Source organism: Plebeiibacterium marinum (genome assembly GCF_026013615.1).
Lineage (GTDB): Bacteria > Bacteroidota > Bacteroidia > Bacteroidales > Marinilabiliaceae > Saccharicrinis > Saccharicrinis marinus_A.
Genome location: NZ_JAPDPI010000049.1, coordinates 21213 through 40059 on the forward strand (window position 1 = coordinate 21213; position 18847 = coordinate 40059).

At 37.9% G+C, this 18847-nt stretch carries 8 protein-coding genes; 1 reads left to right on the forward strand and 7 read right to left on the reverse strand.

Annotated elements, in window-relative coordinates; translation table 11 throughout:
• Positions 1–14: 14 nt before the first annotated feature.
• The 7 genes from OM074_RS17965 to OM074_RS17995 all read right to left on the reverse strand — a co-directional run bounded on the left by OM074_RS17965 (position 15) and on the right by OM074_RS17995 (position 16686).
• Entirely contained in the window at positions 15–1556 is a 1542-nt protein-coding gene (locus OM074_RS17965; RefSeq protein WP_301201941.1) for a fasciclin domain-containing protein, read from the reverse strand.
• 46 nt (positions 1557–1602) lie between these two features.
• Complete coding sequence (locus OM074_RS17970) at positions 1603–3531, reverse strand: fasciclin domain-containing protein (RefSeq protein WP_301201942.1); 1929 nt, start codon at positions 3529–3531, stop codon at positions 1603–1605.
• A gap of 12 nt (positions 3532–3543) precedes the next feature.
• Positions 3544–5097, reverse strand: coding sequence for a RagB/SusD family nutrient uptake outer membrane protein (locus OM074_RS17975; protein ID WP_301201943.1), 1554 nt, complete (start codon positions 5095–5097; stop codon positions 3544–3546).
• 18 nt (positions 5098–5115) lie between these two features.
• Complete coding sequence (locus OM074_RS17980) at positions 5116–8421, reverse strand: SusC/RagA family TonB-linked outer membrane protein (protein ID WP_301201944.1); 3306 nt, start codon at positions 8419–8421, stop codon at positions 5116–5118.
• Between the two features lie 12 nt (positions 8422–8433).
• Complete coding sequence (locus OM074_RS17985) at positions 8434–10986, reverse strand: fasciclin domain-containing protein (RefSeq protein WP_301201946.1); 2553 nt, start codon at positions 10984–10986, stop codon at positions 8434–8436.
• Between the two features lie 187 nt (positions 10987–11173).
• Complete coding sequence (locus tag OM074_RS17990; RefSeq protein WP_301201947.1) at positions 11174–13906, reverse strand: immunoglobulin-like domain-containing protein; 2733 nt, start codon at positions 13904–13906, stop codon at positions 11174–11176.
• Between the two features lie 44 nt (positions 13907–13950).
• On the reverse strand, positions 13951–16686 hold the full coding sequence (locus tag OM074_RS17995; protein ID WP_301201949.1) for a glycosyl hydrolase: 2736 nt from the start codon (positions 16684–16686) through the stop codon (positions 13951–13953).
• Positions 16687–17517: 831 nt separating this feature from the next.
• On the opposite strand from OM074_RS17995, the gene OM074_RS18000 reads away from it, so the two are divergent.
• Entirely contained in the window at positions 17518–18732 is a 1215-nt protein-coding gene (locus tag OM074_RS18000) for an IS4 family transposase (RefSeq protein ID WP_301201951.1), read from the forward strand.
• Positions 18733–18847: the final 115 nt, after the last annotated feature.

The window sequence follows — 18847 nt, forward strand, 5'->3', positions numbered from 1 at the left end:
TTATTATTTTTTTACTAATCAATAACAGGTTCAAGTATTATGCAGTCAATGCGCATATTTGGCGTTAACCCTTCTTCTTCATTAAACACATCACTAATAACCTCAAGCTTTACAATAGGATTTTCCTGATCTTCATCCATAATATCAGCAAATTCAAACTCTATCGGAGCTACAAGCATCTTAGTTGTATCTGAAATATTGGTTGTATTATTTACCGGCGTAATAGTTTTACGACGTGTTCTGCCGGAATCTGAATAAATGTAAGTCAACCTGAATTTTACCTGACTGGCAACTAAATTGTCTTTATTTGTAATAGTATGCGGTACAAATACACAATAGATATTATACTTTGCAGATAAGGTATTTGGAATTTGAAACGCTACATTTGAAGGTGAAGAAGAACTTGTACTGGTTGAAATAACCTCCACATACCTGTTATTTGACACTTCCAGACCTGATCCATAACTGGTTTGCACATTCAAGTCACTATTGGCATTATCCCTGTACGTTGAATACTCAGCTTCAACCCTGATTTCCTTAAAGAAGGAAGCGGTATCGGAGAATGGCATCTGACTGGCATTATACACCAAACCATTACTTACCTCTGTTGGCATTAGTCCTTCAAAAAGCTTGTAAGGTTCGTAATACACATTTTCGGATGTTGTGATAATAGAATCCATTGCTGCATAATTATCATCATCACCCCTAAAAACCATATCATTAATAATAAGCCTTTGCGTAAGTTCATGCTGTTGTTCCTCACCTCCTGCAGATGTTGGAATATTAAGATATTTGGTTATCCTGTCATACGCTTCTATCCAGGCATTGTTATCGGGCAGAATGGCAGTGTAAACACTATCTTCCACATTCATGGAACCTAAATAGGTTAAAAACGGGTTACCATAAACTTCCACGGTATCGTAAACAGGCTGATTGTCGTTGTTATAACCTATCAACTGACTATTTATCGGGTCAAAAACCATGGTATCCTTGCTAAAAATATACTTTTTCAAAGAATCCAGTCCCTCAGTATTTTGTATATACTCCCAAATATTATCAAGGTATTCTACTGAATTATCCACAACATGAACCAACCCGTTGCTTGCAGGTATGTTAACTTCAACCAATCCTGAATTCCCGAAGGTATATCCATTCGATTCTCTTGAAAAATCAACATATTTCCCGTTCAGCATAAATACAGGTTTGCTTTCCTGTGTTGTTGTGGTCAGCTTACTTTTTGCAATGTGGTTTTTAACCACCTTCATCACCTCTTCTGCATTGTTCAGGTCAACATTTTCCATACCCTCATTAGTAGGAACCCAAACGGTGTATGACTGAGGCAAGTTTAGGATGCTATCATATCCCGAAACTTTTAACAGTTCAGCAAACGAACTTAAATCCTGACGCCCGTTAATATACTCTGTTAGCGTTTGATTGCTTAACTCCATTGAGCTTGGATCGTAATGTTCATCCCATTTATCGGTACATCCAATTAAATTTAGTATGCCAATAAAAGCAACCAGATGTAATGTTTTATAAAAATATTTCTGTTTCATTTGAATGTTATCTTTTAAAGTAACCAGTAAACTTACACTCCATTTATTAATCGACACCTTCTTTTTCAAGTGCTTCGATAGGAACAAACTCAAGGAAATCAAACATAAACTCACCTGAACGTGCAGCCCTCACTCCGAAAACATGTGTAGTATCTTTATTCAATGTAAATATACCCAGTATCTTACGAAGAGCGTTACCTTGATTTCTTCCTGTAGCGCTATACCACGCTTCATTAATTACCTTGTAACTGGCTCCACCTTTCATATACCCCCTGTTACGCATCATCTTATCATTTTCGTATCCAAAAGGATCGCTTTCCCTGCTACCTGGCTCTTCATAACCAATTTTAGGATCACTGCCCCTCAGTGTCAAATCAAGCGGAATACCTGTTGGTTGTCCATCCCAATAAAGTTGCGCTGCTCCACGGTTACCTGTAGGCTGATACCCAAAACGTATTTCGTAAGTTCCGGCCGGTATGGCAGGAGTTACTACCTCAAAGTCGTACATCCCGTTCAAAAACATTTCATCTCCCTGGTAATCCTTAAAACGGTCATCGCTATTAAAATACATTACCGTTGTGGTTTGAGACGCAGTAAGGCGTTCCAAATATCCATGCGGGAAGAAAAACAATTGGTTCGGATACTCTGAAGTGGCATGACCAATTCGGATGTTATTGTTGGCTAATTCAGGGAAAAAGCTGGCCACATCCATCCTGATTCTTTTTGAAGTCAATTCTCCAACAAACTCCTTTTTGTAGGCCAGGATATTATCTATTTCATGGTAAACACCATTAATAGCATCATTATCGTAGTCTTCGGTCAAACGCACAGCCTCTCCTGTACCAGTGATCATATTAAATACATTGTACTCATTTGATGTCCGGATAGTTCTTACCTCCATTAAGGTATTCGGACACATGGTTTCAATATACTCATACATATCATAGGTTTTTACAGAGTGTGTTGTACCGTACTCAGAACCTGTATTATCATATTTTTCTATGAAATATAAAGATGGAATTTTCTTATTAACCAGGTGATACGCCACAAAACGGTTTAAACTGTTTTTGCGGTTGGTAACATCTGTTATTCCTGCATCTTCAGGGTAAACCATATCGTATACCTGTTTAGCATACTGCTTAAGTTCATCTATGGTGGTAATACCGTTTGCTGCATAAGTTGCATCACTCTCCATCAATGCCGTATATCCATATTTCCTAGTTTTAGGAACAATATTATAACCACCAATATTATTCACCAACCCATCATACAATCCTACCATAACAGGGTCCGGCACATAATCCTTATCCTCAACCAATGATAGCTCCTGATCCAGTCCGGTCATTGCCAGAGCCTCGTAAAACAGGCTAAACTTTTCATTTGCAGCAATAGCTTCAACAATAGTATTTTCAGTAGGTGCCAACACCTCTGTTATTTTGTGGATAACTCCATTATGAACACTAATGTCGCCTGAACTGATCACTGAATTAGTGTTTACAACATAGCTCAATCCGTTCTCATTACTTTCGTAACTCATTTTCAAAAACCTTCCGCTCATGGTAACGTTAGGAAGGAAACCACTAATAAAGTCCTCTGATTCGATCACATATCCTTTAATAATATGATCGTATACTATCTTTTTTAATGTATCTGCCGGAAACTCATTCAGCGATGAACGCCCTTTAGATTCATAAAACCTTGCCATAGCATCATTATCAGGGATAAAGCAAGTGTACATCCCATAGCCTTTCAACAGCCCCATCACATTGGTTTGATCCAATAACTGAATCAACTCGGAATATTCATCAGGGTTTTTCTCAATATAAGATCCTACTGTATCTCCGGTAAAAGTATAATAGTTATCTCCAACGTCGTCGCTATCACATGCTGTATAAAATAGTACAGAAAGGGACATCACAACAGCCAACCAAACTGATTTATGACTACACATATATTTTTGTTTTATATTTTTCATAGCTAACTAATTTTATCGGGTAATATCTTCATCGCTCTGAATATCATAAAAAGGATTTTGCTCCAATGCCGAATTGGCATTTATTTCGTCAATATGTATCGGCAAATACAGGGCATCCATAACCGTTAATTTATTGATATTCATACTTGCTGCTCCTGAGAATTTTTTAGCCACATAATTTAACAACGAAGATGGTCTACCTTCTCTTCGTGCCAAACGCATTAAATCAAACCAGCGCTTGCCTTCAAACATCAACTCCCTCTGTCTTTCCCTTAAAAGAAGATTGTTTTGATCCAGCTTTGTAGTATAGTCTGAAACCACAAGCGGTTTATCTTCCAAATCTGGATTTGAGCGTAAAAAGGTTGTATTAATCAACTCCAGTGCATCGGCAAAATCATTCTGTTGAATTAAAGCTTCTGCTTTCATCAGCATAATATCCGCCAAACGATATACTATCCAGTTTGCGGTTCCCGATTTATATGTTATAAGCTGACTATACCCACCACTTATAGTTTGATATCTCAGTGCTGTATATTTTAAAACACTATACTTTTCACTCCCCAAATCAGCTATTAAATACTCATATTTCCTTATATCGTTTTCTCCTTCTATTTCATTTGATATATTATATTCAAAAGGACTATAATTTCCTTCCACCAATATATAAGGATAGGCCCATTCGCCAAGTGTATTACCGGAACCGCCATAAAAATCGTATACTTTATTGTTCTTTTGCACATCCTCATTAAACTGCAGTTCAAAGATGCTTTCCGATGAATTCCCCAACAAGAACACAGAACGAACAAAATCCTCAGAATCTTCCAGTTCCAAAGTTTGGTCCGCCAAAACTAAATCACAATATTTTACACAGTTAGCATAATCCTCCTGCCATAAATAAATATCGGCAAGTAAAGAACAAACCATATTTTTGGTTACCCTTCCCTTGTTGTATTCCAATATTTTAAAATCATTATTAGCATACCGCAGCGCATACTCCAAATCAGAAATCAAATAGTTTAAAACATCCTGCTCTGTTGATTTTGCTACGGTGTATTCCTGGTTATCTTCAATACTTGGTGTGGTAATATAAGGCACATCTTTAAAGGTTCTTACCAGGTAAAAATACGCCAGCGCCCTGATGGCCATAACTTCGGCTTCAAGGCTGTGCAATTCCACTTCTGTGAAATTTTCATCAATATTTACTACTTCGGGTGCATAGTACAAAAATGTATTACAATAATTAATCACCTGATACATAGCACCCCATCCACAATAACCATTTCTGGCGGTAATATCGAAGTTAAGCATCTTAACCATATCCTCTTTCATCCCGTCTCCACTTACCACATTGTCTGAACGCAATTCGCTCCATACCATGATGGCCTGCATTACATCGTCTGTTGTGAGGCTTTTATAACAAGCGGCCAATACTTCTTCCACCTGACTTTCATTCTTCCAGAAATCCTCAAGAACAACCTCGCTGTCGGGCCTGATATCCAACCAGTCGGTACAACCCGAACTGATAATCAGCAACCCTGTCATTATAATTGAAAAAAACTTATTCATTACTTTTGATTTATCTTCTTAAAACGTTACTGAAATACCTAGCATACAATCCTTAGAGCGTGGTGTTTTCCCCCAGTCTTCGCTAACACCAAAGCCTGAATAATTTACTTCCGGATCCACTCCTGTATATTTCGACCACAGGAACAGGTTATTGAATGTAAGGTTAAACGATAGCCTTTCCATGCCAATTTTTTTAAGCTTAGCCTTTGGGAAGGTATACCCCAGAACCAGGTACTTGAACCTGACAAATGAACCATCTTCTACAAAACGATCACTTCCCAGCCAGTTATAGCCATATTGATACAAGGCCCTTGGCATATCAGTTACGTCACCGTTTTTACGCCAACGGTAGTTAACTGCCACCGACTGGTTATCGAGGCTATACATATTTTCAGCATACATACGGGCTTTGTTAATAATTTTGTTTCCGTACCTGAAGTTGAACAGAGCCCTCACGCGGAAGTTTTTATACCTTACTGTGGTACCAAAACCACCATTCACCTTAGGGTTAGAGTTACCCAGGTATACAATATCCAGCTCATCAATGGTTCCATCCTTATTGACATCTTCGTAGATGGCATCTCCACCTTGAAATTCATAAGCTATCCCATCATGTCCATAGGCAAAATACATTGGTAAAGGCTTGCCTGTTTCATCCGTAATCACTGCTCCTGAAGCATCCTTTGCAACCGGTGCACTTTCCTGACTTCCTGCAACATATTCATTATAGCGATATACACCTTTATATTTAAAACCATAAATAGAACCAAAAGAGTTATTTTCCTGTAACCTCGACAAATAACTACCGTTGTTGTAATCAAAGTCATTGTTGTAACTTTCTAATATATCATCCTTTAATTCAACAATGGTGTTTTTATTATTAGCCAGGTTAAAATCAAAATCAATTGTCCAATCCTTAGTCTTAATCAGGTTGCTGGTATAAAAATTCAATTCCCATCCATCATTATCCATGGTACCCACATTTTGCCATGAAACTTCTCCAAAACCAGAAGATGAAGGAAGCTTACTATGTTCAAACAGCAAATCTTCTGTATGTTTTTTATAAAAATTCACATCCATCCTGATTCGATCATCAAGGAACCCTAAATCAATACCATAGTTAATTGAAGTTGTAGTTTCCCATTTCAAATCTGACAAGCGTAAGGTAGATGGCACTGTTGCCCCCATATCAATATAACTGCCGTAATCCTTGTACCGGCTATAGTGCAAATATTCAGATCCGGGTTGATTACCACTGATCCCCCAACTGGGCCTGATAGCCAACATACTAATGATGTTTCTGAATGAATCCATAAAAGGTTCATCCGAAATAATCCATTTACCTGATATACCTGGGAAGGTACCGTATTTACGGTCATTACCAAACTTAGTACTTCCATCCCTGCGTACAGTCAATCCAAATATATATTTCGACTTGTATGCATAATGCCCCCTGAATGTTAAGGCATTTGACCTGTATGAATAGCGGCTTGATGAGTTTCCATCAAAATATCCCATCGCTGATGCATCCACAATCTCACCGGAAGGCAGGTTTGTTGTAGACAATCCCTGGCTTGAACTATTTCCGGTACGTAGATATACAGCACCATATAATAAAACACTATGATCTGGGTTACTGAACCTTGGCTGGTACGTTAAGTTATGATCCATCATCACGGTCATACTCTCCGAATCAGAACTTTCAGCCCTGTTTACCCCAGAATCGTTCCAGTACAAGTTTGATGCTTCTGCTGGCAAAAACTTGGATACTTTGGTATTGTTCACATCAAAAGAAACCCGCATATTATATCGCAACATTTGCTCTTCGGGATTCAATAAATCATATTGCAAGGTAAAGTTTGGCAATATCCTGTAGTTTCTATGATTGTTTTTAGCCAGTTTACCCAAAGCTACCGGGTTTAATAACGATTTTTGGTCATTATGTAAATCTTCATCAAGAGGTATATTGAAATACTCGCTGGTATTATTTCCATATTGATCCTGTTCATAAATACTGGCATTAGGCATTTTTCTGTATGCCACACCTAACAAACTACTGTGTTGTATATCGTTAATTTTAAAATTATCGTAACTACGGTCGTTATCAGTATAAGTAAATGCAAAATCGGTAATAAACTTAATCCTGTCCGACACCCTGTATTCAAGAAATGCCCTGGATGAAAAACGTTCCAATTGCTGGCCAATTACAGTTCCTTTCTGGTTTAAGTAACCTCCTGAAAAACGATACCTTGCTCTTTCACCTCCACCAGAGAAAGACAGGTAATGATCCTGCTTCAATCCAACCTGGGTCATTGCATCAACCCAATCAGTGTTATTATTAAAGTTTTCATATTCCAAATAAGTAGGGTCATATAAAAATGCAGGCACGTTGGCAGCATTTTCATCCTGTGCCGGATTAAAATAAGCCTGTTTCATCATCATGGTGTAATCATCACCATTAAGTATATTTAGCCCATCGGGTTGAAATGTGGCCGTAGCCCTATACGAATATTGCACCCTGGTAGGTCCTCTTACCCCCTTTTTAGTTTTGATTACCAAAACACCATTGGCACCTTTCGAACCCCAGATGGCTGTAGAAGCAGCATCTTTCAATACGGTAATCTCTTCAATATCATCCGGGTTAATACTCAACATATCGGCAAACTGCTCCTGGTTTGAATTGGCAAAATCGAAGTTTTCATCAATCTCTACCTCGTATGGAACTCCATTCACCACAATTAAAGGTTCGCTATTGGCATTAATAGAAGTGGTTCCCCTGATCCGCATACTGGAACCGGCACCCGGGTCACCTGAGTTAGCTACAATATCTAAACCTGCAATACGTCCCTGTAAGGCATCATCAATAGAAGTTACCTGAACCCCCTCCATCTCTTTCAAATTAAAGGTTTGTACTGCCGTAGAAATTTCTCTTTCCGGAATTGGGAAAGTACCATCATCGTGCTTTCTTTCTGCTATAACAGAAACATCATCAATCATTTGAAGTTCTTCCTGAAGAACAGCGTTAATTACTCTTTGATTGCCAATTGGCTGGGTATATGATTTAAAACCAATAAAAGATATGACCAGTTTATTTTCCGGACTTTTTATTTTTAGCACATACTGCCCGTTAAAGTCGGTAATTATAGCACTCAACACCCTATTCTGCGCATCCATTTCAACAACAGTAGCTCCCACTAACGATTCATTATCAGTGCTACTGGTGACCTTACCTTGTAGAATTACAACATCATCCTTTGATTGTGCTGACAGTACATTCAGCGACAAACAAAATATCAAGGTTATAAATATATATTTTATTTTCATTTTCATTTCCTATTAGTCAAACTTCAACACATTGTCTATTTGGTGAATAACTGCTGTTGATGAAGTAGTGATTCTTGAATCGGTAAATTCGCTTGAACCATATCCACTTTGATCTATTTCGCCATATTTCACAGGATTATCATTAAAAATATAGTCCCGTGAAAGTATATTATACAATCCGTTATCTTTTACTACATGGGCGCTACCGTATCCTTCCGTTTGCAACGTAATATCAGTTCCATCGCTTTCAATTCCCAGCTTGTAATATTTGTTTTTAAATGTATTAAAGCGGGTGGTTACGTCATCTTCTTTGATTGTTGCAGTTTGATACTCATAATAAAATGATTCATCCCCTACGTAAACCGAATTATCCTGGAAGTGGTAACGTAAGAAACGTTCTAACTGGGCAACATAGGCATCCCTGACTGTAACATCTGTTTCTGTGTTTATTTCATCCCATGTGTGAATAACCCCGTCGGCAATAGCTTGCTGAATGGCCTCATTAGTTGGAACGTAAACAGTATAATTAAATGTGTTGAAAAACTTTATATTAAAGTCGATCCCATAATAATTTGTCTTCTTAACAAAAACCACTGAGTTTGATGCTGCCGGGAAACCCACAAGCAGGTTAAAGAATTCACTGAATTCAGGAGTTTCACTCAACACTTTATAAACTGAACGCATGGGTGTTTGTATCGGTTTATCAACAAAATAGGTAGTTCCATTCTTTTGCTCAATAACCTCAACAACCCCTACCGTAGTATTATTTTCAATATCTCCGCCACCTTGAATTTTAAGGTTCTGACCATTTCCATCTACTTTAAGAGCATTTCCTCCTTTGGTAAAATAGAATTTGTTTCCAGACTCTACATTTCCAACTACCACATGCGAGTCAAGCAAGTCGAGCAAGCGGTTTGAAAGCATTCCTGAACTGGTGATCACATTAATGGAATCTCCCACTTCGCCTGTTTCAGGATTATAATTGTAAACAGTTGCATTCACCACCTTGGTAGCTTCATTATACCAGAATTTTAAGGCAGCCGGAACATCCTTTCCAAAGGCCACCGGATCAATATAATCCTTAAAAAACTCATCGGTAGGAACAAAGAAACTATATCTGCTTTCCAACGAATTCAGATACAACCTAAAGTCGTTTTGCCTGATGGCCCAGTTAAATACTTTTGTTTTTTCGCTAAATAACACAGGACCATATACCGATTCAAAATCATCAGGAGGATAAACCTCACTGGTTTTATATACTACCCCGTTTACCCCTACATAAGCATCTACAACATCTGAAGTTTCAATAGGAATTTTAGAGTTTTCACTATCCCTCAGTTTATCAAAAGTACTTGGCAAAGACTCAACAAATGACTCCCTCATATGCCTTTTCAGGAACAAAGCGATAATATCATCCGGCACATTATCCCAGCTTCCATAGCGCTCTTTGATTACCATACCACTTCCCGACTCCAGGTATTGTTGCATGGCAATATCTGTAGGAGCAAAAATAGCAGCCATATCAGCCTGCAAGGCCTCATAGCCCCCATTCGACATTTGTTTTCTATAACTATTCCATCCCGGATTATAGGGCAACAACAGGTTTTCATCAATAATATCGGTGATATCCCCTCCCGGATAAAAAGACCTACCTCCCACTTCAGAGAAATACTCCTTGGTAAAAATGGAATCAGTAAAACCCGGATATAATTGTTGGTAAGTACTTGTTTCTTCGTCATCAAAATAAGGAGCCGAATAGCGTTCCATCAAACGAGAAAACTGGCTTAGATCCTGATCATCTCTTAAATATTCTGCCATATTGGTAGGTGGAATCAACACATCCTCCAGCACATGCACATATCCGTTTTTACAAGTGATATCCTGCTCAATCACTTTTTTATCAAAAACATGGGTATCTCCATTTGCACGATCAACACCGGTAATCATCTTAAAATCTTCATCGGTAATACCAATATTATCCAATGTATTCGATAAAAAATATACTAAAGGAGAGTTGCTATCATCCTTTAAAAGATAAATACCACTCGCTCTGTAGGCATCCCATAATTCTCCGTCCGGCAATTCAGCCCCGTTTTCCAGTTCTACACTGTCCAACACCGACACTGCTGTATTTCGCCTTAATGATGTTCCCAATACCAAACTCCCATCATTATGATTTGCCAGGGTTTCAATTAAATAGGCATTGTTAATCATTCCAAAATTAAGTATCAGCTTTTTTTGCGAAAGAGACAACTGGTTATAACCGCTTACTCCCCAAATATTATTCTGAAAGAAACGCTCAAAAGCCTCATCCTTTGCCACAAATAAGGTTTTACTTCCTGTTCTTTGTAAAACCGGAGTATAACCTACATCATCGATTAATTTAACGAAATTGGTGTAGCTACCATCTTCATTTAAATAATCATAAATACTAGCCCCAAGCCATTCCGGCTCATGGTCATCGTAGTAATAATCATCTTTACAAGAAACAACACATAAACTGCTCAATACAATTACGCCTATGAGCCAATGCTTAATATGCTGTGCCTTTGATCTAATATTCATTTTTAGCATTGATTTAATATTACTTAACAACTTATTTTAACAATCCTCATTTCTTTGTTTTTATTTTATCGACTGAATCCTAACCGCTAACAGCCAAAACTCCAAAAATCGACATCACAAAACTAGATAAGAGTTGTTAACAAGTGTTTCAATTATTCGATATTTACTATTTAGTATTTGATTTCCGTTAAATCTCCACACGGATTTTATCACTCCAAACCACCTCATTATCTTTGAGATAAGATAAAATGTACAAATTTGGTGCAATATTATGTATGTCAATTATGCTGTGTTCCTGGTAAATTTCTTTTTGAGCAATACACTTCCCCTTGCAATCAAAAATATTAATTGAATTTTTTGATTTTTCATCAAACGGATAAACCACATTGATTTCGCCCGATGCAGGATTTGGATATATTTTGTGAGACTTATTATCTGCTATGTGTTTTAATCCTGTTGCATTTGATTTTACTTCCACACTATAAGTCACACTCCCCAGTCCATTAACCGAAAGCACATAGCTAACCGCTCCATTGGAGAAGTCCTGCGCCCCCTGAAGGCTCAGCACCACTCCCGGCATAACCTTTAGTTCCGGATCATAAGCTTCTATATCCGCAGTATTTTCTACCTCAATAGTAATTGTTTTATTATCATGATCAATCTCAACCCCGTTCTCCACAATATCTTCACCGGCTACATCCAGAACTTCCAGATCATTGCTGGTTGCCCACTCTTCAGCAAGCCGTTCTGCTTCGGCCTTGGTTATTGGAATAACAGTTCCATGTCGGGGATGAAAATTCATTGAAACCGCATCATCTATAATCTGAAATTGATACAAATCACTACTTGAAGTAAACTGGTATTCTCCGGAAGTATACAAATCATACATCAATATGTAATCATCTTTGTTTATCAATTTGAACACACTGGAACCCTCAACTGCCTCGCTTGTTTGCTGCAGATAATTATCATACAATTCATATCCATAGGTCAGGTTTTCTGAAATAGCCTTTTTTATTCCGTTCCCACTGCCTTCTGTTTTAAAGAATAGATGATATAATCCATCTTTATGAATAATATCTCCATCTATACAGGATGAATTTTCGGGATGATAAAACAATTGTTGTGGTGTTCCTTCCAAATCGGTAAAGTCGGCATTTGTATAGGCATAATAAATGATATCCGGACCATCACCATACTTCATCGACCAATAAACCATAAACTTGCCAGCTTCCGAATCATATATGGTTTGAGGAGCCCAAACGCGCAACAAATCTTCCTGCCCTTCATATTTTTCCTGGATATTGATAACTGTAGACTGCCAGTTAATCAAATCTGTTGACTTCAATAATACCATAGCCCTGTTCGAGCTCCATCCATTAGCAGATACCATGTCTGTAACTACCATATAGTAATTGCCATCAGGTCCTCTAAGGATATGAGGATCACGTACACCACCTGTTGAGCTGATTTCTAAAGATGCAATAACAGGCTCATTATTGTTGAGTGCCCTATAGTTATAACCATCATAACTTACTGCAAACCTAATAGCCTCCTGGGTAATGTAATTACCTGTAAAATAACTAAAAAGATATGCACTAAAACCTTCATCTTCGGCTACATAAATATCAAAAGAGCGCTGAACAGACTCCCCTCCTTTAGTAATGGAAGCTGTTAAAACAACCAACTTTTTCCCCTCTCCATTAGCCGACAGAGCCATTAACTCTCCCTCATCAGACAAATACTCTGCATTACCCGATTCCCAACTAATAGTTGAACCTTCATCCCCTGCTAAGGGCAGGATAATATTTGTCCTCAGATTCAATAGGTTTCCTTCTAAAGAAATGGCATCAGCATCCTTTTGTACCGATAACAAATCGCTTACGTATGGCATAACCGCAACTATAAAATCTTTAGTGTAGGATGTTTCATTTACAGTTAAAGTTGCTGTTAATGTAACCTCTGCTTCAGCCGCTCCCTGTTCCGGCCGGGTTACTTCGCCCATATTATTAATGACGCTGGTATTGGATGATGACCACTGGATAGATATCCCATTAGCACCAGACAAAGGCAATTCTATATCGGACACAATATTATCAATATCGCCCAAATCTATCCCGGCAGCTTCCTGCTCCAAAAGTTTTGTATACAAAACCTGATTTAAACCTTCTATATCAGCATTTAGCTCTCCTACAGCGGCAGATGACAAAGCTTCATTGAATATCTTAAAATCACTTATCAGTGTATTTTTCAGGTATTCATCTCCATTATACAATGATTTTCCAATGTAATTATGAGTTGTTGCGCCTAATGCCGAAGGTGTAAGGGTAACGCTACCCGACTGAAGCAAAGCTCCATTTACATAAACTGATCCGATGCTTCCCGATTGGGTATAAACCAGCTGATACCATTCTCCCTTAGGGAATTCTTTTCCCGGATTAATCGTTTGTTCGCCAGTCCAATGTTGCAGTGAAATGGCATACCTGGTGCTTTTTGCATTGATAAACAAACCGCCATTCTGTTCTACAGCCATATTTGCAGAATTTCCAAAGGCCCACACAAAATTACCATTATAGCTTATATCAGTATCGGCCTGTATAAAAATTGAAGTAGAAATAGTAAAATCCTGTAAGGAGGATATAACACTCCCTACTCCTTCGCCCAGATTCAGATAACCATTGGAACCACCCAGGTTCAATACATGATAATCACCATATTCATCTACTACTGCACCGTTAACAAAAGTGGCGTTATTCCCACTACCGGTTTCATCAACCACCTGCAACTGACTTTCTGTTAAATTATCAAAAGAATAATGTAATTTTATATTGCTCTGAGCTTGTACTACACCCGGCACAACTCCACAAAGAATAACAAAATAGCTTTGGACTATTAATATTTTTTTTAAAATGTTTCTCATTTCTTTATCTCTATTGAATACACTTATCTATCAAACCCTGGCTGTTACTTTTTTATAAACTTCTTTGTCTGTCCGTTGGCCCTTAACAGGTAAATACCTTGTGGCAGTCCATCAACATAAAGTGTACTCTCAACCTCTTTTTCCATCTGTTTTTGGCCGGTTAAATCATATATCGAAACCAAGGTTGGCTTATCAAACTCAAAAGAAATGACATCCCTAACCGGATTTGGGTAAAACTTTAAATCTTCAGTTTTTGACTTTTCCATACCGGTTATTACCTGTCCCGGAGCCAAATCCATGATAATCCACCCTAACTGGTCTTCACCAATGGAAACCAATGCACCTGACATTTCTCGCTGTTTTAAAATTTTAATGGAAGATTCTCCATTTTTATAATACCGTACCGTAGATGCAAAGTCATTTGCCACGGACAATAAGCCCCCAAAATATGCAGGCTGGGTATAGGTTGGATCAATATCTACGGCCAAAGGCGTTGATTTTAGTCCTTCATTTTCTTCGGTCATACCAACAGTAATGCGTTTGCCTTCAATAGCACCCTGACCGGGTTCAATGGCCAAAAAATTAACACTCTCAGCTAAAACCAGCGAGGTAACAGCTTCTTCACTCCTTAAACACATTTCAAAACCTTCGGTCGTTACATTTCTTACCGCCACTACAGTTGGAAAGGTGGTACTGTTGCTTGTTTGAGTACAAACCACAACCGGCTGACTGCTAAACTCCTGAGCAAAAGTAACCGTCACCCAATTCCTGTTCACTCCGCTTACCTGGCCTACTTCACCTTTTAATCCACCAAAATTATAACTGCCTTCAGGAATAGCCATCACAGACAAATCTTCATCTGTTGTTAATGAGGTACCATCTAAATAAAGCCATGGATTTAACTGAAATTTAAAACCTGTTTTAGTAACACTATTGGCCCTTTTGGTAATTGCCACAACATTATTAAATGCTGGCATACCCAAAAATACCAAAGGTGTTGTCGTGTATTTTTTCGAAAAAATACATGATGCCCATTCCGAATTGTTCACACTAATATTACCTACCTGAACATTTTCTACCCCTCCGGTCTGAAAATACGATACTTCTTCTGATGATAAATACTCACCTTGAGATGTCAGCAGGCTAACTTTATAAGTAATCCTTCCATTTATATCCGCATCCAATGGGTCATTGTATGAAACAACAGAAGCATCATCAGTAGTAAAAATAGTTGCATAATCTCCGTCATTTACCTTTTTCTCAATTTTATACCCACGCGAAAGTTCTCCATTGCTATCTGTCCATGAAAGCTTGATCATATTTGAAAGCGACAAGTAGCGATATGACAGTTCGGGAGCTGCATAGTTCCAGCCGGGAATCACTTCATTGTTGCTATCGTAAGCTATCACTGAATTATTGTTGGCATAGAATTCTCCGGCTTTGGTTAATTCACCATTTAATACAATTGCCCTGGCATCTTCCACCCAGTTATATATCGAATATCTTTCGATAAAATGACAGGTGTCAAACATATTTACGATCTCACTAATGTGAGTGAGTGCATAATCCGCATTATTATCTGTATAAGAAGAAGGGTCATCCGGCCACCATTCACTTGTCCAGTTAGCCCCATAATTCCATTCGGTTACCCAAATGGGCCTACCTGTTCTTTCATGCACATATTTTAATGTATTATAATACGACTGTGCCGATGATCCCCAATAGCTGTGGACTGCCACATAGTCTACCCTGTAATTCAACTCATCACATCTATCCATAAAATCATACAGCCAGCCAAAATCAGTTGTTGCCGGAGCTCCAATCCTTAAACCCGATTTTAGCATTTCCGGCCATTGAGCCAATGCCTGGTCAACAGTTACCACTTGCTCTCCATTGTCATCTTTATGCTGCTCCGGATGATCCGGTTCGTTCAAACCCAGGGAGTGACTAACATTCTCCAGGGCGTTGATCTGTTCCCATGGCGACCAGTTTAGTTTTGCACGCATGGGCACATACTCCAGATCACTGGTAGATGCCAGTTGAGCCTGCCAGTTATAATACCACGTTGAGCCTGACAATCCGGCTTCCCATGAGCCTCCACACCAGCCTTTTTTTGTTACCCACTCATACTTTAATACCCTGATAAATGAAGCCGACCCATATAACTCTTCTGGTGCAACAGCAATTTCCAAATCCGATTCATCAGCAATAAATACACGGCTATATCCTGTTCCATCGCTATTGTTAGCCAAAGTAGCCATGTAGCCTCGTTTTAGCTTAAATGACTTAATCGCATTATCCATAATGCTCCCTAAATCATTATAATAAGTGTGCACACCATATCCTACCGATTCTCCGCTAAAGTTCTCTTCTGTAAAAACAGTTAAGGGCTTCATACCTGAAGAGTGTGGCATCAGCACGGTTCCATGAGCATATTTTGCCACTCTGCCGTTCGTCCCCTCATTAAAAGCTACACCATTAACCAATACATCCCCCAGGTAATTATTAATTACATCCGAAGGTTTAATATTATCAAAAAACAGCCATGCATCTTCGTGGTTTAACGATACAGTACTGTTAACAAAGGGCTCTGTTTCCGATGTAACATGTAGCTCCAACGGAGAAGAAACAACCCGGTTTTTATCTAAAATACTGACAACAGTCTCTTTTTCTACAGCAGATAAACTTACCGGAAGCAATGCCATAATCAAAAACATCATCACCCTTGATTTCTTAAGAGCATCCAGGTAATTTTCCAATTGGCGTAAATTTTTTTCCATATTTATTTAGTTACTATTTATATAAAATCTTTAATGCATAATCAACATGGTAAAAGTACCCCTGATACAATTAATCTTTTTTTAACAAATCAAAATATACTATAACAAATCCGACAATCTTATTTACTTTCTGCAAGAAAACTCATGACTCCAGCGCTCACCCCTTTGATTCCTCCCGTTTGATCGGGAGGACTGTGTGAAAACAGATAAATATTTTTGAGAAACTATCAATTTAAAAACACAACTCCTTCTTGTACACCCTTATACTGCCTGACTACCTTTTATACACAAATATCATATGGCGTCAAATTATATATCAGACTTTAAAAGGCTGAAGGCCTTATACATCGCAACTTGGGGCATCGCCCCAAGATTTTAAGCATAATGTCCATTCAGGCTGTAAGTCTGATACATTAACCATAAATTTCAAACTTTCAGCCTTTTGATACAATAACCTCATACCATAAAGATGTGTATAAAGGGCAGATACTGCATGAAGGGGACTTTACCCCTTCCCGTAACCAAAACGACATGAGAACTATCAAAATCTTAGTGTGAAATCCTCAAGTGTTCAAAAAGAAATTTTTGTTATGATAGTAGCAGAACAGACTGGAATTAAATCGTGCTGGAAGCACAATTCAACCTAGCCCCAGGTATCACCCAATGTCATTAAGTTAGTGTGTAAGATACTGAAATACAATATTATGAGTTTGTTATCTGAAATATTTTCACTATCTTAGTTGGGTCAAATAATTAAAAAACAACCTGTTATGAAAGCTAGCGCTCAAACCTAAAAATCGTGCCAAACTATTAGAATTCATCCTAAATCTCATAGAAAACAACGACTTTTGTTCTAAGCATAAGACAGATAAAAAGCACTTTACCAGAGATCGAATATGGAATTTCAAGACGACCTTCCTATTTATTTGTAATATGCTAAACAAACGTTCTCAATCTGAAATTGACAACTTCTTTTCAAAATTATATAATGCTCCAGAAGAAATAAGGCAAGCAACCACCTCTTCATTAACACAATGCAGAGCAAAGCTAAGCTTTACAGCCTTTAAAGATGCAATGGAGCAACTTACCCAGTTCTTTTATAAAAACTATAGCTTTAAACAATATTATGGATGTAGGCTCATTGCCATTGATGGATCTGTATATACACTCCCTCGTACCGAAGAAACAATAAAGACGTTTGGGGAGAATGTATTGTCTGACAGTAAAAAATGGATCAAAGCACAAGTTTCATTCGCAGCAGATGTTTTAAACAATGTTTGTGTAAATGCTGTGATAGGAGCATATAAAGAATCTGAAGAAACACAAGCGAAGGTTCTTTTGGAGTCACTTGGCAACAATAATCTTCTATTATTTGATCGTGGATATTTTAGTCGTTCTTTTTTAAAACAGGTAGCAGAATCCGGCAATCAATTTTGTTTTCGCTTACAAAGAAATGCATGTAGAGAAGTTGTGAAATTTATAAAAGCAAACCACAATGATTGCTTTGAATACATTCAAGTTGGAAATGAGCAAATAAAGGTGCGGCTAACAAAAGTTTTACTTGATACTGGAGAAATAGAGTATTTAATGACATCGCCTTTTGACAAAACATTTAGTCGTAAAAAACTTAAGGCTCTCTATCATATGCGATGGGGAGTTGAGGAACAATACAAGGATATGAAATATGCGATATGTATAGAAAACTTTATTGGTAAAAGCCCCAATGCAATAAAGCAAGAATTTTTTGCCAATATACTAACCTACAATCTTTCAATGATGCTATGCAAATCTGCGATTGATCTCAGATCAAACAAAAAGAAGAAAAAAAGAAAGTATAAAACAAATAAGCGTGCATTATTGGCGAAAGTTAAACAGTGCTTTGTGAGGTTATTTTTTGAAATTGAGAAATGCATGACATTGCTTGATGACATTATAAATACGGTTTCTAAAGAGTCGATTCCAATACGAAAAGGCAGAAAATCACCACGTAGCAAAACACACAAAATCAGAATTAAGCCACATAGAGCCTATGTTTCAGTTCTTTAATCCTTAACTTAATGACATTGAGGTATCACCTGGGGTGTATTGGATATGTAAATCAGCGTCCTGTAAGGACAGGTTAATAATTAATATCCATAAATTCTCTTCATTATACTCAATG